General features: G+C 72.1%; 15 protein-coding genes. 14 read left to right on the top strand and 1 reads right to left on the bottom strand.

Translation table 11 applies throughout. The features are described 5' to 3' along the window. Positions 1-11: 11 nt before the first annotated feature. From argS to prfA, 11 genes are all read left to right on the top strand, one after another. Complete coding sequence (gene argS, locus ABZ272_RS27620) at positions 12-1679, top strand: arginine--tRNA ligase (protein WP_355052842.1); 1668 nt, start codon at positions 12-14, stop codon at positions 1677-1679. A 1-nt stretch (position 1680) separates the two neighbouring features. Next, on the top strand, positions 1681-3066 hold the full coding sequence (gene lysA, locus ABZ272_RS27625; RefSeq protein ID WP_355052843.1) for a diaminopimelate decarboxylase: 1386 nt from the start codon (positions 1681-1683) through the stop codon (positions 3064-3066). Between the two features lie 8 nt (positions 3067-3074). Then, a complete protein-coding gene (locus ABZ272_RS27630; RefSeq protein ID WP_355052882.1) occupies positions 3075-4385 on the top strand; it encodes a homoserine dehydrogenase in 1311 nt (436 codons plus the stop codon). Between the two features lie 134 nt (positions 4386-4519). Continuing rightward, positions 4520-5569, top strand: a complete 1050-nt coding sequence (gene thrC, locus ABZ272_RS27635) for a threonine synthase (protein ID WP_355052844.1) — start codon at positions 4520-4522, stop codon at positions 5567-5569. Positions 5570-5687: 118 nt separating this feature from the next. Beyond that, on the top strand, positions 5688-8969 hold the full coding sequence (locus ABZ272_RS27640; protein WP_355052845.1) for an efflux RND transporter permease subunit: 3282 nt from the start codon (positions 5688-5690) through the stop codon (positions 8967-8969). A gap of 151 nt (positions 8970-9120) precedes the next feature. Then, positions 9121-9936 carry a polysaccharide deacetylase family protein gene (locus ABZ272_RS27645; RefSeq protein WP_355052846.1) on the top strand — a complete coding sequence of 272 codons (816 nt, stop codon included), beginning with the start codon at positions 9121-9123 and terminating at the stop codon, positions 9934-9936. 11 nt (positions 9937-9947) lie between these two features. Beyond that, entirely contained in the window at positions 9948-11192 is a 1245-nt protein-coding gene (locus ABZ272_RS27650; RefSeq protein WP_355052847.1) for an MFS transporter, read from the top strand. Between the two features lie 66 nt (positions 11193-11258). Further along, entirely contained in the window at positions 11259-12203 is a 945-nt protein-coding gene (thrB, locus tag ABZ272_RS27655) for a homoserine kinase (protein ID WP_355052848.1), read from the top strand. A 295-nt stretch (positions 12204-12498) separates the two neighbouring features. Next, a complete protein-coding gene (gene rho, locus ABZ272_RS27660) occupies positions 12499-14634 on the top strand; it encodes a transcription termination factor Rho (protein WP_355052849.1) in 2136 nt (711 codons plus the stop codon). Positions 14635-15099: 465 nt separating this feature from the next. Further along, complete coding sequence (gene rpmE / locus ABZ272_RS27665) at positions 15100-15324, top strand: 50S ribosomal protein L31 (RefSeq protein ID WP_007464546.1); 225 nt, start codon at positions 15100-15102, stop codon at positions 15322-15324. A 114-nt stretch (positions 15325-15438) separates the two neighbouring features. After that, positions 15439-16527 carry a peptide chain release factor 1 gene (gene prfA / locus ABZ272_RS27670; protein ID WP_355052850.1) on the top strand — a complete coding sequence of 363 codons (1089 nt, stop codon included), beginning with the start codon at positions 15439-15441 and terminating at the stop codon, positions 16525-16527. A gap of 139 nt (positions 16528-16666) precedes the next feature. Here prfA and ABZ272_RS27675 read toward each other — a convergent pair whose 3' ends face one another. Beyond that, positions 16667-18214 (bottom strand): GGDEF domain-containing protein, encoded by a 1548-nt coding sequence (locus tag ABZ272_RS27675; protein WP_355052851.1) that lies wholly within the window; start codon positions 18212-18214, stop codon positions 16667-16669. 73 nt (positions 18215-18287) lie between these two features. Here ABZ272_RS27675 and prmC point away from each other — a divergent pair, with 73 nt between their 5' ends. The 3 genes from prmC to ABZ272_RS27690 are packed head-to-tail and all read left to right on the top strand — an operon-like array spanning position 18288 to position 20497. Next, a complete protein-coding gene (gene prmC / locus ABZ272_RS27680) occupies positions 18288-19235 on the top strand; it encodes a peptide chain release factor N(5)-glutamine methyltransferase (protein ID WP_355052852.1) in 948 nt (315 codons plus the stop codon). Beyond that, entirely contained in the window at positions 19235-19885 is a 651-nt protein-coding gene (locus ABZ272_RS27685) for an L-threonylcarbamoyladenylate synthase (RefSeq protein WP_355052883.1), read from the top strand. Before prmC ends, ABZ272_RS27685 begins: the two co-directional genes overlap by 1 nt. Further along, entirely contained in the window at positions 19886-20497 is a 612-nt protein-coding gene (locus ABZ272_RS27690) for a phosphotyrosine protein phosphatase (RefSeq protein ID WP_355052853.1), read from the top strand. Positions 20498-20525: the final 28 nt, after the last annotated feature.

Raw genomic sequence — 20525 nt, forward strand, 5'->3', positions numbered from 1 at the left:
AACATGGTTGGGTGACTCCTGCAGAACTCGCCTCGGTCGTCCTCACCGCCGCCCACGCCGTCTTCACCGACCGTGGCCTGGATCACGCCGCGCTGCCGGAGCGCACGGTGGTGGAGCGACCGCGCAACCCCGAGCACGGCGACTACGCCTCCACGCTCGCTCTGCAGTTGAGCAAGAAGGTGGGCGTCCCGCCGCGTGAGCTGGCCAGCGCCCTCGCCGACGAGCTGGGTCGGGCGCCCGGGATCAAGTCGGTGGAGATCGCCGGGCCGGGCTTTCTCAACATCCGGCTGGACGCCGCCGCCGCCGGCCAGCTCGCCCGGGTGATCGTCGAGGCCGGCGCGGAGTACGGCCGCAGCGACCGGCTCGCGGGCGAGAAGATCAACCTGGAGTTCGTGTCGGCCAACCCCACCGGCCCGGTGCACATCGGCGGCGTCCGCTGGGCGGCCGTCGGCGACGCGCTGAGCCGGCTGCTGCGGGCCACCGGCGCCGACGTCGGCACGGAGTACTACTTCAACGACGCCGGTTCGCAGATCGACCGGTTCGCCCAGTCGCTGCTGGCCGCCGCGAAGGGCGAGGCCGTGCCGGAGAACGGCTACGGCGGCGCGTACATCGCGGAGATCGCCGGCGAGGTGCGGGCCCGCCGGCCCGACGTGCTCGACCTGGACGACGCAGCCGCCCAAGAGGTGTTCCGGGTCGAGGGTGTCGCGCTGATGTTCGACGAGATCCGCTCGTCCCTGCGGGACTTCGGCGTGGAGTTCGACACCTACTTCAACGAGAAGGACCTGCACGACCGGGGCGAGCTGGACCTCGCGCTGGCGCGGCTGCGCGAGCAGGGCCACCTGTACGAGTCCGAGGGCGCGACCTGGTTGCGGACCACCGACTTCGGTGACGACAAGGACCGGGTGCTGCGCAAGTCCAACGGCGAGTGGACGTACTTCGCCGCGGACTGCGCCTACTACCTGGACAAGCGGGAGCGCGGCTTCGAGCGGGTCGTGATCATGCTGGGCGCCGACCACCACGGCTACATCGGCCGGATGAAGGCGATGGCCGCCTGCTTCGGCGACGACCCGGAGCGCAACCTGGAGATCCTCATCGGGCAGCTGGTCAACCTGCTGCGCGACGGCGCCCCGATGCGGATGAGCAAGCGCGCCGGCACGGTGATCACGCTGGAGGACCTGGTCGAGGCGATCGGCGTGGACGCCTCGCGGTACGCGCTGGCCCGCTACTCCAGCGATTCCCCGATCGACATCGACATCGAGCTGTGGACGCGGGCGACCCGCGACAACCCGGTCTACTACGTGCAGTACGTGGCCGCGCGGACGGCGGGCGTGGCCCGCAACGCCGCCGAGGTGGGCCTGGTTCCGGGCGACGCCGACGCGTTCCGCCCCGAGCTGCTCGAGCACGAGAAGGAGAACGAGCTGCTCAAGGCGCTCGCCGAGTTCCCGGCGGTGGTGGCCACGGCCGCCGAGCTGCGTGAGCCGCACCGGGTGGCCCGCTACCTGGAGGAGAGCGTCGCCGCCTCCTACCACCGGTTCTACGACAACTGCCGGGTGCTGCCGCTGGGCGACGAGGAGGTCACCGACCTGCACCGCGCCCGGCTCTGGCTCAACAACGCCACCCGCACGGTGATCGCCAACGGTCTGCACCTGCTCGGCGTCTCCGCCCCCGAGAGGATGTGACATGCGGGCTCACGAGGCCGGCGCGCTGCACGCCGACATCAGCAACCAGGGGCCGGCCTGGCTGCGTACCCCGGCCGACGTCAACGCCCTCGTGCCGGCGCTGTGGCCGCGGTCGGTGGCCCGCGGCGCGGACGGCGCGGTCACCGTCGCGGGCCTGAGCGTCCGCGACATCGCGGCCGAGTTCGGCACCCCGGTGTACGTCCTCGACGAGGCCGACCTGCGCTCGCGCTGCCGCGACTTCCGGGCGGCCTTCCCGACCGAGGACGTCTACTACGCGGGCAAGGCGTTCCTCTGCCGGGCGGTGGTCCGGATGATCGCCGAGGAGGGCCTGCACCTGGACGTCTGCACCGGCGGCGAGCTGGCCACCGCGCTGTCGGCCGGGATGCCGCCGGAGCGCATCGGCTTCCACGGCAACAACAAGTCGGTCGCCGAGCTGGACCGGGCGCTCGACGCCGGGGTGGGCCGCATCATCGTCGACTCGTTCACCGAGATCGACCGGCTGACCGCGCTGGCCCGCGAGCGCGGCGTCCGGCCCCGGGTGCTGGTCCGGGTGACGGTCGGCGTCGAGGCGCACACCCACGAGTTCATCGCGACCGCCCACGAGGACCAGAAGTTCGGCTTCTCCCTGGCCGGGGGAGCGGCGGCCAACGCCGCGTTCAAGATCCTCGACGAGGACGTGCTGGAGCTGCGCGGCCTGCACTCGCACATCGGGTCGCAGATCTTCGACGCCAGCGGCTTCGAGGTGTCGGCCCGTCGGGTGCTCGCCCTGCAGGCGCAGATCCGTGACGCCCGGGGGGTGGAGCTTCCCGAGCTGGACCTGGGCGGCGGCTTCGGTATCGCGTACACCACCCAGGACGACCCGGCGGCCCCACAGGACCTGGCCAAGCGGCTGCGCAAGATCGTCGACTCGGAGTGCGCGGCCGAGAACCTGGCCGTCCCGCACCTCTCGATCGAGCCGGGCCGGGCCATCGTCGGGCCGGCCGTGTTCACCCTCTACGAGGTCGGCACGGTCAAGGACCTCGACGGCATCCGGACGTACGTGAGCGTGGACGGCGGGATGAGCGACAACATCCGTACCGCGCTCTACGACGCCTCGTACTCGGCGACCCTGGCCTCGCGCGCCTCGGACGCGGCGCCGTTGCTCGCCCGCGTGGTGGGAAAGCACTGTGAGTCCGGGGACATCGTGGTGAAGGATGAATTCCTGCCCGCCGACGTGCAGCCCGGAGATCTTGTCGCGGTGCCCGGCACCGGCGCGTACTGCCGGAGCATGGCCAGCAACTACAACCATGTGCCCCGGCCGCCGGTCGTCGCGGTACGTGACGGCCAGGCGCGCCTGATCGTCCGGCGGGAGACCGAAGAGGACCTGCTGGCATTGGATGTGGGATGACGTCACCTGTGCGCTTGGCTCTGCTCGGCTGCGGCACGGTCGGCCAGGAGGTGGTCCGGCTGCTGCACGAGCAGTCGGCCGACCTGGCCGCCCGCATCGGCGCTCCACTGGAGATCGCCGGCATCGCCGTCCGCCGACTCGGCCGCGACCGCGGTGACCTGCCGATCGACGAGAGCCTGTTCACCACCGACGCGCTCGGGCTGATCAAGCGCGACGACGTGGACGTGGTCATCGAGGTGGTCGGCGGGATCGAGCCGGCCCGGACCTGGCTGGTCGAGGCGCTGCGCGCCGGCAAGAGCGTGGTCACCGCCAACAAGGCGCTGCTCGCCGAGGACGGCGTCGCGCTGCACGAGGCGGCCGCCGAGGGCGGCGGGGACCTCTACTACGAGGCGTCCGTGGCCGGCGCCATCCCGTTGCTGCGCCCGCTGCGCGAGTCGCTGCACGGCGACCGGATCAACCGGGTCACCGGCATCGTCAACGGCACGACCAACTTCATCCTCTCCGCGATGGACGCCACCGGCGCCGGCTTCGCCGAGGCCCTGGAAGAGGCCACCGAGCTGGGGTACGCCGAGGCCGACCCCACCGCCGACGTGGAGGGCTTCGACGCCGCGGCGAAGGCCGCGATCCTCGCCTCGCTGGCGTTCCACACCCGGGTCGGCGCCGCCGACGTGCACCGCGAGGGCATCACCGAGGTGACCGCCGCGGACATGGCCAGCGCCCAGGCGATGGGCTGCACGATCAAGCTGCTCTGCATCGCGGCCCGGGGCGTCGACACGACCGGTCAGGAGACGGTCAGCGTCCGGGTGCACCCGGCGATGATCCCGCGTAGCCACCCGCTGGCCAGCGTCGGCGACGCGTTCAACGCGGTATTCGTCGAGGCGGACGCGGCCGGTCAGCTCATGTTCTACGGCCGGGGCGCGGGCGGCGCGCCGACCGCCAGCGCGGTGCTCGGCGACGTGGTGGCGGTGTCCCGCAACCGGCTCGCCGGTGTCCGCGCGGCCAGCGAGAGCGCGTACGCCGACCTGTCGGTGCGGCCGATGGGCGAGGCGCTGACCCGCTACCACGTCAGCCTGGACGTGGCGGACCGGTCGGGTGTGCTGGCCGCCGTGGCGAGCGTGTTCGCCCGGCACGATGTGTCGATCGCGACCGTACGCCAGGGCTCGGCCGGTGGCGCTCCCGGCCGCGACGGCGACGCCGAGCTGGTGATCGTCACCCACGTGGCACCGGACGCCGCGCTCGCCGCGACCGTCGGCGAGCTGCGCGGTCTGGACATCGTCCGGTCGGTGACGAGTGTGCTGCGGGTCGAGGGCGGCGCCTGACTCGTTGGACCATCAGGGCGGCTCGGGCGTCCCGCCAGGTGGGTAACCCGGGGTGTGCCATCGATGGCTCCGGCAGGGTGGTCCAGGGTGACCTGGTGCTCGGGTCGGAGCTGCGGTAAAGCGAGGAGATTGACATGTGGCGGGGTCTGATCGAGGCGTACCGGGATCGGCTGCCCGTCACCGCGGCCACGCCGGTCGTCACGTTGCACGAGGGGAACACCCCGCTGCTGCCGGCGCCCGTGCTCTCGGCCCGGCTGGGTTGTGACGTCTACCTGAAGGTGGAGGGGGCCAATCCGACCGGCTCCTTCAAGGACCGGGGGATGACCCTCGCGGTGTCCAAGGCGGTCGAGGCCGGCAACAAGGCGATCATCTGCGCCTCCACCGGCAACACCAGCGCCTCCGCCGCGGCGTACGCGGCCCGGGCCGGCCTCACCTGCGCGGTGCTGGTGCCGCAGGGCAAGATCGCGCTGGGCAAGCTGGCCCAGGCGCTGGTGCACGGGGCGAAGCTGCTCCAGGTCAGCGGCAACTTCGACGACTGCCTGGCGCTCGCCGCCAAGCTCGCCCAGGACCACCCGGTCGCGCTGGTCAACTCGGTCAACATCGACCGCCTGCACGGGCAGAAGACGGCCGCGTTCGAGATCGTCGAGGCGCTCGGCGACGCGCCGGACATCCACTGCCTGCCGGTCGGCAACGCCGGCAACATCTCCGCGTACTGGATGGGGTATTCGGAGGAGCAGGCCGCCGGGGTCACCACCCGCGCGCCCAAGATGTACGGCTTCCAGGCGTCCGGCGCGGCGCCGATCGTGACCGGCCAGGTGGTGCCGGAGCCGTCCACCATCGCCACCGCGATCCGGATCGGCAACCCGGCGAGCTGGACGAAGGCGCTCGACGCGCGGGAAGCCTCCGGCGGCCTCATCGCGGCGGTGACCGACCGGGAGATCCTGTCGGCGTACCGACTGCTCGCCCGTGAGGTGGGCGTGTTCGTCGAGCTGGGCAGCGCGGCCAGCGTGGCCGGCCTGCTCCAGCAGGCCGCGGCGGGCGCGGTGCCGGCCGGTTCGACGGTGGTCTGCACGGTGACCGGTCACGGTCTGAAGGACCCCGAGTGGGCGATCTCCACCGCGCCCGCCCCGCTCACCATCGGCAACGATCCGATGGCCGCGGCCCGGGCCCTCGACCTGGCCTGAGAGCGTCGCCGCCGCCGGCGGTGGGCCGCCCCCGGGGGCGGCGGGGGTTCCGGTGATCGAGTCCGGCACACTTTCAGGTATCCCCGCCCGCATTCTCTTTCAGGAGTGAGCCAGGCCGATGTCGCTGCTCGCCAGATTCAGCCTCGCCAACCGAGGGCTGGTTGCCCTCATCGCGGTGGTGACCACGGCGTTCGGAGCGTTCGCCGTGCCGTCGCTGAAGCAGCAACTGCTGCCGTCGCTCGAGTTCCCGGCCGCGTTCATCGTGGCCGCCTACCCCGGCGCCGGACCCGAGATCGTCGAGTCGCAGGTGACCGAGCCGATCGAGAACGCCCTGCAGGGCATTCCGGGGCTGGACAAGGTCACCTCCACGTCCCGCGAGGGGTCGGCCACGGTCCAGGTCGAGTACGAGTTCGGCACCGACCTGGACGACGTGGTCAACAAGATGCAGACCGCGCTGAGCCGGATCGACGCCCAGTTGCCGGACAGCGTCGACCCGCAGGTCATCGCGGGCAGCACCGACGACCTGCCGGCGGTGGTGCTGGCCGCGGCCGGCGGCGCGGACGAGCGGGCGCTCGCCGAGAAGCTGCGCGCGACGGTGGTGCCGGAGCTGGAGGGCATCGAGGGCGTCCGTACGGTCGAGGTGACCGGCACCCGCGACGACGTCGTGGTGGTCACCCCGGACCCGGCGAAACTGGCTGCGGCGAAGCTCGCGCCGACCGCGATCGGCGCCGCCCTGAAGACCAACGGCGTCTCCATCCCGGCCGGCGCGGTGACCTCCGGGGGGCTGGCCCTGCCCGTGCAGGTCGGAACGCCGGTCGCCACCGTGGACGACCTACGCGGCATCGTCGTCGCGCCCGGCGCGGCGCCGGTGCGCCTCGGTGACGTGGCAACGGTCGAGCAGCAGCTCGCCCCGGCCACCGCGATCACCCGGACCAACGGCAAGGACAGCCTCGGTATCGCCGTCACCGCTTCGCCGGACGGCAACGCGGTGGAGATCTCCCACGAGATCCGCGACCGGCTGGCCGACCTGAAGGACGCCTCCGGCGCGGACCTGACGGTGGTGTTCGACCAGGCGCCATTCGTGGAGAAGTCGATCGAGTCGTTGACCACCGAGGGTCTGCTGGGCCTCGTGATGGCGGTCATCGTCATCCTGGTCTTCCTGCTGTCGGTGCGCTCGACCGTGGTCACCGCGGTCTCCATCCCGCTCTCCGTGCTGGTCGCGCTGATCGCCCTCTGGATCGGCGACTACTCGCTCAACCTGCTCACCCTCGGCGCGCTGACGATCGCGGTGGGCCGGGTGGTGGACGACTCGATCGTCGTGCTGGAAAACATCAAACGCCATCTGGAGTACGGCGAGGAGAAGCAGCACGCGATCATCACCGGCGTCCGTGAGGTGGCCGGCGCGGTGACCGCGTCCACCCTCACCACGGTCGCGGTGTTCGCCCCGATCGCGCTGGTCGGTGGGTTCGTGGGGCAGCTCTTCGCGCCGTTCGCGATCACCGTGACGGTGGCCCTGCTCGCCTCGCTGCTGGTCTCGCTGACGGTGATCCCGGTGCTGGCGTACTGGTTCCTCAAGCCGCGTGGCGGCACCGTCGACGACGAGGCGGTGCGTCGTGACGCGGAGGAGAAGGAGCTGCACAACCCGTTGCAGCGGGCGTACCTGCCGGTGATCGGCTTCGCCACCCGTAAGCGGTCGACCCGCTGGATCACCGTCGGGCTCGGCCTGCTGGTGCTCTTCGCCACCTTCGGGCTGGCGCAGAAGCTGGAGACGAACTTCCTGGACGACTCCGGCCAGGACACGCTCAGCTTCCGGCAGGAGCTGCCGGCGGGCAGCGGTCTGGCCGCGACCGACGCGGCGGCCAAGCAGGTCGAGGCGGTCCTCGGCCGGATCGACGGGGTCGAGACGTACCAGGTGACCGCCGGTGGCGGCGACAACCCGTGGGCGGGCGGCGGCGGCAACAACGTCGCGAACTGGTCGTTGGCGCTCGGCGGCGACAAGGACGCCAAGCAGGTACGCGAGGAGCTGCGCCGGGAGTTCGACAAGCTCGGCACCAGCGTGGGCGAGGTCAGCTTCGGGGGTGGCCAGGACGCGTCGACCAGTCAGCTGGAGGTGATCGTCCAGGCCAGCGACCCGGAGGTGCTGACCCGCGCCACCGAGGCGGCCCGTACGGCGATGGACGACGTCCCGGACGTCGAGGACGTCACCACGAGCCTCGCCGCGCGCGTGCCGCGGGTGGACGTGACCGTCGACCGGGTCGCGGCCGGTCGGGTCGGCCTCACCGAGGCCGCCGTGGGCCAGCTCGTGTCGCAGGCGTTCCGTGGCGCTCCGCTGGGTCAGGTGGCGCTCGACGGGCGTCAGCAGGACGTGGTGCTGCGGCTGAGCGCGACCGCTCCGGTGTCGGTGGAGGAGCTGCGTGCCCTTCCGGTCGGGCCGGTGAAGCTCGACGACATCGCGGACGTCACGCAGGCCGAGGGGCCGCAGCAGGTGACCCGGATCGACGGTGAGCGCAGCGTCTCGGTGACCGGCGCGGCGACCGGATCCAACCTGGGCGCGACCACGAAAGAGCTGCAGAAGCGGCTCGACGGCATCGACGTCCCGGGAGCGACCTTCACCATCGGTGGAGTCAGCGCCGACCAGTCGGACGCCTTCGGCGACCTGGGCCTGGCGGTGCTCGTCGCCATCGCGATCGTGTTCCTGATCATGGTGGCCACGTTCCGCAGCCTCACCCAGGCGTTGATCCTGCTGATCTCCATCCCGTTCGCGTCCACCGGCGCGATCGGTCTGCTGCTGATCACCGGTACGCCGCTGGGCGTGCCGGCTTTGATCGGTGTGCTGATGCTGGTCGGCATCGTGGTGACCAACGCGATCGTGCTGCTCGACCTGATCAACCAGTACCGGGCGCGGGGCATGGGAGTCCAGGAGGCGGTGGTCGAGGGCGGCCGGCGTCGGCTGCGACCGATCCTGATGACCGCGGTCGCGACGATCTTCGCGCTGCTGCCGATGGCCTTCGGGTTGACCGGCGAGGGCGGCTTCATCTCCCAGCCGCTGGCGGTCGTGGTGATCGGCGGCCTGCTCAGCTCGACGCTGCTGACGCTGGTCCTGGTGCCGACGCTCTACTCGATGGTGGAGCACACCAAGGAGTCGCTGCGGGAGCGGCGTCAACGGCGGCGCTCCGGCGACGCCGTGCCGAGCGGGCCGGAGACCGTCGAGCCGGACGGCCCGAACCAGGTGGCGGTGCCGACGGGCGCACCGGCGGCGGCGTCGGACGAGAGCGCGCAGCCGTCGGCGGCGCGCCCCGCGCCGTCCGGTGCGCTGGTGGACGGCACGGACCAGTTCGAGGTGCTGCGGCTGCCCCGCAGCCGCAGGTCGCCGCTGCCCCCGTCGGAGCCGACCGAGTAGTCGACCGACATCGCGGGCAGCGCCCCCGGCAGGATTTCCTGTCGGGGGCGCTGCTCGTTGTGCGCACACCGATCGAACGACCTGACCTCAGCCTTGCGTCACTTCTTGCATACTCCTGGTAGATGTCGGCGGTGACGAGCGGGGCAGGCGGATGACCGAGGGCGCGCGCGGGTGGTCCCGGCGCGACCTGCTGCGCCGAAGCGCCCTGGTGGTGACCGGAGCGGCCGCCGGGGCGGGTGTCACGGACGTCTGGTTGACCCACCGGCGGCTGCCGCTCGGCGGCGGCCCGGCCAGCGCCACCGTCGGCAACGGGGCGCAGGACGTCGGCGCGGGCGTCCTGCCGGTCGTCTGGTCGGGATCGACCACCCAGCGGCTGGTCGCGCTCACCTTCGACGACGGCCCGGCGCCACAGTGGACGCCCATGGTGCTGGACACCCTCGCCCAGCACCGGGTGCCCGCCACGTTCTTCCTGGTCGGCAGCCAGGTCCGTAAGCACCCCGATCTCGTACGCGACCGGCTCGGCGAGCACGAGGTCGGCAATCACAGTTGGGCGCACCGGGACCTCGCCCAGCTGGACGCCGCCGAGGCGTACGACGACCTGAGCCGCACCCACGACGTGATCACCGACGTGACGGGCCGGGCCCCCCGCCTGGTCCGCCCGCCGTACGGTCACCTGGGCGGGGCGGTGCTGCACGCGGCCGCCCGGTTGAACTACCGGCTGGTGCTCTGGTCGTCGCAGATGGTGGAGCGGGAGTTTCCCGACGACCCGGCCGGTCATGCCCGTCGGATCGTGGACGGCGTCCGGCCCGGGACGATTCTGCTCGGGCACGACGTCGGTCAGCGGCGGCGGCTGGTCGCGCTGCGCGGCCTCCCCGACATGATTCGCGGGCTCCGGGAGCGCGGATACACCTTCGTCACCGTCTCGTCGCTGCTGGGAGCGGGTGTAGCCCCCACGCCCACCGGGTAGGGTGCCGGTCCGTGGCGTCCACCCTTTCGGTCCTTACCGGCAATCGGAGTTTCCGCAACCTCTTCCTCGCCGAGCTGGTGGTCTTCGGGGCCGACTGGTTCGTCATGGTGCCGCTGCTGGTGCTGCTGCCCCACCTGACGGGAAGCGGCGTCTGGGGCGCCCTGGTGCTGGCGGTGGACACCGGCATCGTGGCGCTGCTGCTGCCGTACACCGGCACCATCGCCGACCGGTTCGACCGACGCAAGATCATGATTGTCGCCAACGTGGCCGCGCTGGCCGGCGTGTTGCTGCTGCTCGGTGTCCGAGACCGTGGCACGGCCTGGTTGGCGCTGGTGGCGATCGGGGCCGTCGCGGTCGCCAAGGCGTTCTACTCGCCCGCCGCACAGGCCGCGCTGCCCAACGTGCTGGAGCCGCACGAGCTGGCCGCCGGTAACGCCGTGGCCGGCTCGGCCTGGGGCACCATGACGGTGGTGGGCGCCTCGCTGGGTGGAGTGCTCAGCTCGGCCGCCGGCCCGTACGCCTGCTTCTGGGTGGCGGCGGCGGGCCTGGCCGTTGCCGCGGGCCTCGCCACGCGGATCCGCCGGCCGTTGCAGGTGGCCCGCGACCCGTTGTTGCCGGCGCAGCGGACCTGGTCGGCGGTCCGCGAGGCGCTCGGCTACATCGGGCACCGACCTCGGGTGCTGGCGCTGGTGACGGTCAAGTCGGCGGTCGGCCTGGGCAACGGGGTGCTGACCGTGTTTCCGCTGCTCGCCGGCGTGTACGGGGTCGGTTCGTTGGGTGCCGGTCTGCTCTTCGCGGTACGCGGCGCGGGAGCGTTGGTCGGGCCCATCCTGATGCGTCGGGTGTTGACCAACCGGGCCTGGCTGCTGCCCGGGCTCGCGCTGTCCATGTCGCTCTACGGTCTGTCCTATCTGGGGGTGTCGGTCGTCCGCTGGTTCCCGCTGGTGCTGCTGCTGGTGTTCGTGGCGCACTTCGCGGGCGGCAGCAACTGGGTGATGTCGAACTTCGCACTCCAGGGCGAGGTGCCGGACCGGCTGCGCGGACGGGTGTTCGCCACCGACATGATGCTCGCGACGCTGGCCATCTCGGTGAGTCAACTGGCGGTGGCCCTGGTCGTGGACGTGGTGGACGAGCGGGTGGTGCTGGCCGGCTGCGGGCTGGTCACCGTCGTGTACGCGGTCGGCTGGCGGATCGCCACCCGCCGTCTCTCGTTGACCGACCCGTCCGCCGAACCCGTCTCCGACGCCGCCGGCTGACACCCGGCCGGTCCCACGGTGCGGGCGAGCGGCCGGATCGTCGGTGTCGGGTCCTAGCATGAGCGCGTGCCGACGAACTTCATCGCTGGGCCGGTCCGGGTCCGGGTTCCCGCGACGAGTGCCAACCTGGGTCCGGGCTTCGACGCGCTGGGGCTCGCCCTCGGGCTCTACGACGACCTGGCCGCCGAGGTGTCGTCGGGCGGGGTCCAGGTGACGGTGACCGGTCAGGGCGCCGGTGAGCTGCCGGCCGACGACCAGCACCTGGTGGTGCGGGCCATGCGTGCCACGTTCGACGTCCTCGGCGCGCAGCCCACGGGCCTGAGCGTGGAGTGCGTCAACCGGATACCGCAGGCGCGCGGCCTCGGCTCGTCGTCGGCCGCCATCGTGGCCGGGGTGCTGCTGGCCCGTGCCCTGGTCGCCGACGGCGGAGAGCGGCTGGACGAGCCCGCTCTCCTCCGGCTGGCCGCCGAGATCGAGGGCCATCCGGACAATGTCGCGCCGTGCCTGCTCGGCGGCTTCACGCTGGCCTGGACCGGGACGGACGGCGCTCGTGCGGTGTCCCTCCCGGTCGCCGACGCCGTACGACCGACTGTCTTCGTGCCCTCCGAGCGCGGCCTGACCGCGACCGCGCGGGCGGCCCTGCCGGCCACCGTGCCCCACGCCGACGCCGCGTTGAACGCGGGACGGGCGGCGTTGCTGGTGCACGCGCTCACCACGGACCCGGCGCTGCTGATGCCGGCGACCGTCGACCGGCTGCACCAGGATTACCGCGCGGCCGGGATGCCGGGCACGTCGTCGCTGGTCAGCGCGCTGCGAGAGGCGGGTGTGGCGGCTGTGGTCTCCGGGGCCGGGCCCAGCGTGCTGGCGTTCGGCGAGCCGCCAGTGGGCTTCGACGCGGGAACAGACTGGCAGATCTGGAAGTTACCGATAGACGTCAGCGGCGCCCGGGTCGCCCGGGGTAGACTTGGACACGCCGAGCGGGACCCTGTTGCCGCAGGTCGGAAGAGTTGATTACGCTCTAGACCTAGCACAGCCGCGAAGCACGCGATCTCCTGCGGGGCGGCGCACCCCCGAAGCTCTCGGCGGTCAGCCCGTCACCCCTGCCAAGGCCCACGCCGCACCGCAGTTTCCACAGGTCGCCGCAGACGGCGAGACCTACCCACCGACGTTTGGTGGGTCGGGAAACCACCGGCTGCTGTGTCACAGACTCCCGCGACGCGTCCTTGCGAGGCGGGTGAACCGAGGCCGCCCGGCCACCTGAGCTCCGACTCCGGGCAGTCCCGGCCTTATCGAGGGAAGGAATCCATTGAGCGACACCACCGACGTGACGTCGGATGTTTCCAACGTCGCTGGCGATGCCACCGCTGCCGCTCCCGCCCGTCGTCGGCGCAGCGGTACCGGTCTGTCGGCGATGCTGCTGCCAGAGCTGCAGAGCCTGGCCGCGTCGCTCGGCATCTCCGGCACTGCTCGCATGCGCAAGGGTGAGCTGATCGCCGCGATCTCCGAGCGGCAGGGCGGCAACGCCGCCGGAACCCCTCGACCGCGGGCCGAGGTCGCCGCGGCGGCCGCTCCGGCCCGTGAGGAGGTGCGGGAGACCGTGGACCGCCCGGCGGCCGAGGGTCGCAGCACCGACCAGGCGCCGGCCGAGCCGGCCACCGAGACCGAGAGCCGCAGTCGTTCGCGGCGCAGCCGGACCGCTGCCGCGGAGGCCCGTACCTCCGAGGTCGGCACCTCCGAGCCGCGTGGCGCCGAGGCGCGCACCGACGAGGTCGAGAGCGGCGAGCGTTCCGAGCGTGGCGAGAACCGCCGTGACCGTGCCGAGCGCAACGACCGCTCCGACCGGGGCGAGCGTGCCGAGCGGGGCGAGCGTGCCGAGCGCAACGACCGGGGCGACCGTGCCGAGCGGGGCGACCGCAACGATCGGGGCGAGCGTGCTGAGCGGGGCGACCGTGCTGAGCGGGGCGACCGTAACGATCGGGGCGAGCGTGCCGAGCGCAACGATCGGGGCGAGCGCTCCGATCGGGGTGAGCGTGCCGAGCGCAACGACCGCAGCGATCGTGCCGAGCGGGGCGAGCGCAACGAGCGCAACGATCGGGGCGAGCGCAACGACCGTTCGGAGCGCGCCGACCGCAACGACCGTGGTCAGCGCGTCGAGCGCGACAGCGACGACGACGACGGCGAGGGCGGCGGTCGGCGTGGCCGGCGCAGCCGCTTCCGGGACCGTCGGCGTGGTCGTGGCGAGCGCGGCGAGACCGGCGGGGACACCGGCGGCGGCCGTGAGCCGCAGGTCGGCGAGGACGAGGTGCTCGTCCCCGTGGCCGGCATCATCGACGTGCTCGACAACTACGCCTTCGTACGGACGACCGGCTACCTGGCCGGCCCGAACGACGTGTACGTGTCGATGTCCCAGATCAAGAAGTACGGCCTGCGTCGTGGTGACGCGATCACCGGCGCCGTGCGGGCGGCCCGCGAGGGCGGCAACAGCGGCGACCAGCGGCGGGACAAGTACAACCCGCTGATGCGGCTGGACACGATCAACGGGATGGAGCCGGAGGAGGCGCGGCGTCGGCCCGAGTTCTACAAGCTCACGCCGCTCTACCCGCAGGAGCGCCTGCGGCTGGAGACCGAGCCGCACATCCTGACCACCCGGGTCATCGACCTGGTCATGCCGATCGGCAAGGGCCAGCGGGCACTCATCCAGTCTCCGCCCAAGGCGGGTAAGACGATGGTGCTGCAGGCGATCGCCAACGCGATCACCCGCAACAACCCGGAGTGCCACCTCATGGTGGTGCTGGTCGACGAGCGGCCCGAAGAGGTCACCGACATGCAGCGGTCGATCAAGGGCGAGGTCATCGCGGCCACGTTCGACCGTCCGCCGCAGGACCACACCACGGTGGCGGAGCTGGCCATCGAGCGGGCCAAGCGTCTGGTCGAGCTGGGGCACGACGTCGTCGTGCTGCTCGACTCGGTGACCCGGCTCGGTCGGTCGTACAACCTGGCGGCGCCGGCCAGCGGCCGGATCATGTCGGGTGGTATCGACTCCACCGCGCTCTACCCGCCGAAGCGTTTCCTCGGCGCGGCCCGCAACATCGAGAACGGCGGCTCCCTGACCATCATCGCCACGGCGCTGGTGGAGACCGGTTCGATGGCGGACACGGTCATCTTCGAGGAGTTCAAGGGCACCGGTAACGCGGAGCTGAAGCTGGACCGGAAGATCGCCGACAAGCGGACCTTCCCGGCCATCGACATCAACCCGTCCGGCACCCGTAAGGAAGAGGTTCTGCTCGCGCCCGAGGAGCTGGCCATCATCCACAAGCTCCGCAAGGTGCTGCACTCGCTGGACTCGCAGGCGGCGATGGACCTGCTGCTGGACCGTCTCAAGCAGTCCCGCACCAACATCGAGTTCCTGATGCAGATCGCGAAGTCGACGCCGGGGGAGTGACCCTCCCTCGGTGACCGACCGACGAAGAGAGGCGCGGGCCGTAATGGCCGCGCCTCTCTTCGTTCCCGCCTCAAGTCACGCCGTTCGACCCCACCTGTGCTCCACACGTCCTTTGCTCTGCTTCAGCGGACGCAACAGTTAGCGCCGCTAACTGTTGCGTCCGCTGAAGCAGAGCAAAGGTGGCGGAGGGGGACGCCGGAGGGGGCGGGTGAGGGGCGGCGCCGTACCCCCGGCGGGGTACCCGACGGCGGAGCGAATGCCCGGCCGGGCGGCGGGAATGCGGACGGGGAGGCACGTGTTGACGATCCCGGACGAGGTGTGCGGCCCGCTTGCCGGGCTGGCTCAGGCCCATGGCACACTGGTCAATCGGCCACACCGGTTCCGGTTCACGCCCGAGCCCGTCGCGTACGGCGCGACGAGTGATGACGGCGACCCGGCGACCACCAACGAGAGGACCGAGGCGAGATGAAGGCAAACATCCACCCGGAGTACGTGACCACCGAGGTCAGCTGCTCCTGCGGTAACACGTTCACGACCCGCAGCACCGCCAAGGGCGGGGCGATCCACGTCGAGACCTGCAGCGCCTGCCACCCGTTCTACACCGGTAAGCAGCGCGTTCTCGACACCGCCGGTCGGGTCGCGAAGTTCCAGCAGAAGTACGCCAAGGTTCAGGCCAAGAAGGCCAAGTAACTCCCCGTTCGGCGCCCGTGTCCGGTTTTGTACCGGACACGGGCGCCGTCCGCGTTTCGCCCGTCAACACCCTTGGCCCTCCCGGTGCCGCATCGTCGAAGGAGCATCCGCAGCATGAGCAGCGAGCGTCTGGCCGGACTCCTCGACGAGTACGCGGAGCTGGAGAAGCGGCTGGCCGACCCGGCCATCCACGCCGACCAGGCCACCGCGCGCCGGGTGGGTCGCCGGTACGCCGAGCTGGTGCCGCTGCACAAGGCCGCCAGCGAGCTGGAGCAGGCCCGCTCCGACCTGGCCGCGGCCCGTGAGCTGGTCGACGAGGACCCGTCCTTCGCCGCTGAGGCGGACTCCATCGCGGCGTCCCTGCCGGCCCTGGAGGAGCGCCTCGCCGAGTTGCTCATCCCGCGCGACCCGCACGACGCCAAGGACGTGATCGTCGAGATCAAGGCCGGTGAGGGCGGCGAGGAGTCGGCACTGTTCGCCGGCGACCTGCTGCGGATGTACACCCGGTACGCCGAGCGGCACGGCTGGATCACCGAGGTGATCGACGCTCAGGATTCCGACCTCGGCGGGGTCAAGGACGTCTCGCTGTCGATCAAGACCAAGGGTGTGCCGGACGGCGGCAACGGTGTCTGGTCGCGGCTCAAGTGGGAGGGCGGCGTGCACCGGGTGCAGCGCGTCCCGGTGACCGAGTCGCAGGGCCGGATCCACACCAGCGCGGCCGGGGTGCTGGTGCTGCCGGAGGCCGAGGACGTCGACGTCACCATCGACCAGAACGACCTGCGCATCGACGTGTTCCGTTCGTCCGGCCCGGGCGGCCAGTCGGTGAACACGACCGACTCGGCGGTACGGATCACGCACGTGCCGACCGGCATCGTCGTGTCCTGCCAGAACGAGAAGTCCCAGTTGCAGAACCGGGAGCAGGCCATGCGGATCCTGCGGGCCCGGCTGCTCGCCGCCGCTCAGGAGCAGGCCGACGCCGCCGCTTCGGACGCCCGGAAGGCGCAGGTACGCACCGTGGACCGCTCGGAGCGCATCCGCACCTACAACTTCCCGCAGAACCGGATCACCGACCACCGGATCGGCTACACCGCGTACAACCTGGACCTGGCGCTCGCCGGCGACCTCGACGGCGTCCTGGACGCCCTGGCCGAGGCCGACCGCGCCGCCCGCCTGGCCGGCGACACGGAACTGACCCGCCGCTAACTGCCCCCGCCCCGCCCCGCCGATCATGGAGTCGTGGTGGGCGGATCATTCCGTCGCGAGCCTTTTGTGGGGCACCACAAGTCCTTGATCGACCCCGACGGAGGGGGAGGGGGAGGGAGCGGGGGTGGGGGTGGGGTCGTCAGCTCGCTCGGGGGCGGGATTTCGCGCGCAGCATCTCCCGGTCGGCCTGCTCGAAGGCGACGCTGAGCGCGTCCCGCAGCCCACTACCGCCGGAGACCTCGGCGAAGCCGATGCTCACCCCGACGGGGGTGCCGGGCACCAGCGACTCCCAGTCCTCGTTGCGTACCGCCGCCTCGATCCGGCGGGCCACCTCGGCGGCCTCGGTCATGCCCGTGTCCGGGAGCACCACGACGAACTCGTCGCCGCCGTAGCGGGCCACGAAGTCTCCCCGGCGCATCACCCGGTTGATCACCCCGGCGATCCGTTGCAGGACCAGGTCACCGGAGTGGTGGCCGTGCCGGGTGTTGACCGCCTTGAAGCCGTCCAGGTCGCAGACGCCGATGACGACCCGCTCGCCCCGGGTCACGACGGCGGTGATGTACCGCTCCAGGCGACGCCGGTTCGGCAGGCCGGTGAGCGGGTCGGTCAACGCCTCACCCTCGTACCGTGCCGCCTCGCGACGCATCTCCTCGTGGTCGATCCGGGCGGCGATGCCGTCGATGTAGACGTCGCGCAGCCGGTCGTTGCGCTGGGCGGCGAGTCGGAACGCCAGCCGGTCCGCCCGGTGGGCCGCGGAATGGTCGCCGGCGCGGGCGAGCGCGATGCTGCGTAGCCGGGCCGGCTCGGCCGCCCCGAGCGTCTCGGTGGACACCCGGATGGTGTCCAGTCGGGCGACCGCCTCGATGGGCCGACCGTCCGCGACGGCGAGGCAGACCATGCCGAGTTGCCGCAGGTCACGCGCGCGGGCGCTGTCACCGCCGTGGGTGAGCAGCCGGGACGGGACGGCATCCCCGGTCGGTTCCAGGGTGTCGCCGAGCGCGGCCTGCCGGGCCGCCGAGTACCCGTACGCGGCGAGGCTGCTGGGACGGAGCCGCCCGGCCCGCCCGGTCTGGACGAACTGGGCCAGGTCGGTCGCCACGTCCCGCAGCACGCGCAGGCAACCGTCGCTGTCACCGTTGTGGTCCAGCGCCACGGCGTTGCGCAGCCGGATGCCCGGCGCGGCGAACGTCTCCTCCGGGATCCCGGCGGTCAACCCGAGCTGCCGTGCGCGTTCGATCGCGCCCAGGGCGTACCCGTGGAAGCTGAGGTAGCTGTAGGCCATCGCCAGGTCGTGCCAGCCCCAGGCGGTGTCCCGGTCCGGGTCGTCCACGGCGTTCAGGGCCCGCGCTGCCTTGACGAGGTGGGTGACGCACCGGTCCAGCGCGCCCTGGTGGTGGGCGGCGAGCGCGGCCAGCGCGTTGAGGTGCCCGTGCAGGTAGGGCTCGGCGAGGTCGCGGACGGCCGCCGACGCCTCCTCGATGGCGCGGGTGAACTCCGCCGTCCGACCGAGATTGATCAAGGCGGAGAGGCGCTGGACCATGGCGTCCGCGCGAGCCGCCGGGTCCGACGTGGTGCGGATCACACGCTCCAGAAGGGTGTACGACTCCGCGGAGCGACTTGCTTCCTGCAAAGCGCGGGCGTGCGAGAGAGTGTCAACCTGGTCATGGACCCGGTCGAGCCAGCCCACCCACAACCTCCTGTCGTGTGCGCCTCGACGCACCCGTTCATGGCGTCGCCCCGCGACGCCCCATGATTATCGTGTGACCACTCTGCCGCAACACCCCCCCGAAGGGACAGGCCGCACCCGTCTGTCCGCCGCGGTTGCCCGCGCGGCCCGCGTACTCGCCGCGGCCGGTGTGGGCCCGGCGCGCGTGGAGGCCGAACTGCTGACGGCGTACGTGCTGGACGTCCCCCGGGGTCGGCTGGCCCTCGCCGACGATCTGGACGACGCCCAACTGGCCCGCCTGGACGAGCTGGTCGGGCGTCGCGCCGGCCGGGAGCCGCTGCAGCATCTGACCGGTCGGGCGGGTTTCCGGCACCTGGAGCTGGCGGTCGGTCCGGGTGTCTTCGTGCCCCGCCCGGAGACGGAGTTGCTGGCCGGATGGGGTGTCGAGCAGGGCCGGGGCAGATCCGAACCGCTCGTGGTGGACCTGTGCAGCGGCACCGGCGCCATCGCGTTGGCGGTGGCGCAGGAGCTGCCCGGGGCGCGGGTGGTCGCGGTGGAGCGGTCGTTGGCGGCGCTGGCGTGGTTACGCCGCAACGCGGCCGAGCGGGCGGCGGCGGGGGACCGGCCGATCGAGGTGGTCGAGGCCGACGTGACCGCGCCCGACCTGCTCAGCGACCTGGTGGGTCGGGTGGACGTGCTGCTCTGCAATCCGCCGTACGTGCCGGTCGACGTGGTGGTGCCGCCGGAGGTGGCCGCGCACGATCCGGCGGAGGCGGTCTTCGGGGGCGCCGATGGCCTGGCGGTGATCCGACCGGTGATCGACCGGGCAGCGGCGCTGCTGCGACCCGGGGGCGTGATCGGGGTCGAGCACGACGACACGCACGGCGTGGCGGTGCCGGAGTTGTTCGCCCGCGACGGCCGGTTCGATGCCGTCACGGAGCATCCGGACCTCACCGGCCGCCCCCGGTACGCCACCGCGTCCCGACGGGCGGACGGCCAGCACACCGTGCCCGGGCGGGCGTGGCAGACTGACTCCTCGTGATGCTCTACGACTGCCGATCGCCCGCCGATCGGGACCGCGGCATCGCTGCGGCCATCGAGGCGGTCAAGAACGGCGAACTGGTCGTCCTTCCGACGGACACCGTCTACGGGATCGGCGCGGACGCGTTCACGCCGTACGCGGTCAAGGCGCTGCTGGACGCGAAGGGCCGGGGTCGGCAGATGCCCCCGCCGGTGCTGATCGGTTCGCGGCACACCCTGGATGGCCTGGTCTTCTCGCTGCCCTCGGCGGCGCGGGACCTGGTGGAGGCGTTCTGGCCGGGTGCGCTGACGATCGTGGTCGAGCACTCGCCGAGCCTCCAGTGGGACCTGGGCGACAAGACCGGCACGGTGGCGGTGCGGATGCCGCTGCACCCGGTGGCCCTGGAGGTGCTGCGCGAGACCGGCCCGATGGCGGTCTCCTCGGCCAACAAGACGGGCCAGCCGGCGGCGGTGACCGCCGAGGAGGCGCGCGACCAGCTCAGCTACTCGGTGCGTGCGTACCTGGAGGCCGGGCCCTGTCCCGACCCGGTGCCGAGCACGATCGTCGACCTGACCGGCGAGGTGCCGCAGTTGCTGCGGGCCGGGGCGATCCCGCTGGAGAAGCTGCGCGACGTCGTACCGGACCTCCTCGACGTCCACCAGGGGGCCTGAGTGCCCCCGTTCACCGTCCTGCACGTCTGCATGGGCAACATCTGCCGCTCACCGATGGCCGAGCGACTGCTGGCCCTCGCGGTACGGGAGCGGTTGGCGCGGCGTTCGCAGGATCCGGCCGGCGCCGAGGAGCTGCTGCACAGCCACAGCGCCGGCACCGGCGGCTGGCACGCGGGCGAGGAGATGAACCCGCCGGCGGCGCGGCAGGTCATCGACCGTGGCGGTGACGTCGACGGGTTCGCGGCGCGCAAGCTGCGCTCGGACCACATCGACGCCGCCGACCTGGTCCTGACGGCGACGGCCGACCAGCAGGAGTACGTGGTGGCGCTCCGCCCGGACGCGGCGGCCCGTACCTTCGTGCTGGGTGAGTTCGGCCGGCTGCTGGCCGCGGTGGACGGCACCGCGCTGCCGGCGGCCGAGGCGACCCCGGAGGCGGTGTACGCGCGTGGCGTGGCCCTCGTGGCGGCGGCGCACGACGAACGACTGGGCGCCTCGGCGCTGCCCACCGACGATCTCGACGATCCCTGGGGTCGCGGCGACCAGTGTTTCACCCGGGTCGCGGACGAGATCGAGGAGACGGTCCACCCGCTGGCCGCCGCGCTGCTGCCCTGAGCGCCGTGCGAGTTTTCTCCGGGTTTGG

It is taken from the genome of Micromonospora sp. NPDC005979, from assembly GCF_040614415.1.
Taxonomy (GTDB): Bacteria; Actinomycetota; Actinomycetes; order Mycobacteriales; family Micromonosporaceae; genus Micromonospora.

What these genes read in the sequence shown, in the direction of transcription:
- thrC (WP_355052844.1), top strand. Translation starts at nt 4,520, where the DNA reads ATGTGGCGGGGTCTGATCGAGGCGTACCGGGATCGGCTGCCCGTCACC.
- lysA (WP_355052843.1), top strand. Translation starts at nt 1,681, where the DNA reads ATGCGGGCTCACGAGGCCGGCGCGCTGCACGCCGACATCAGCAACCAG.
- rpmE (WP_007464546.1), top strand. Translation starts at nt 15,100, where the DNA reads ATGAAGGCAAACATCCACCCGGAGTACGTGACCACCGAGGTCAGCTGC.
- ABZ272_RS27645 (WP_355052846.1), top strand. Translation starts at nt 9,121, where the DNA reads ATGACCGAGGGCGCGCGCGGGTGGTCCCGGCGCGACCTGCTGCGCCGA.
- ABZ272_RS27640 (WP_355052845.1), top strand. Translation starts at nt 5,688, where the DNA reads ATGTCGCTGCTCGCCAGATTCAGCCTCGCCAACCGAGGGCTGGTTGCC.
- ABZ272_RS27685 (WP_355052883.1), top strand. Translation starts at nt 19,235, where the DNA reads ATGCTCTACGACTGCCGATCGCCCGCCGATCGGGACCGCGGCATCGCT.
- prfA (WP_355052850.1), top strand. Translation starts at nt 15,439, where the DNA reads ATGAGCAGCGAGCGTCTGGCCGGACTCCTCGACGAGTACGCGGAGCTG.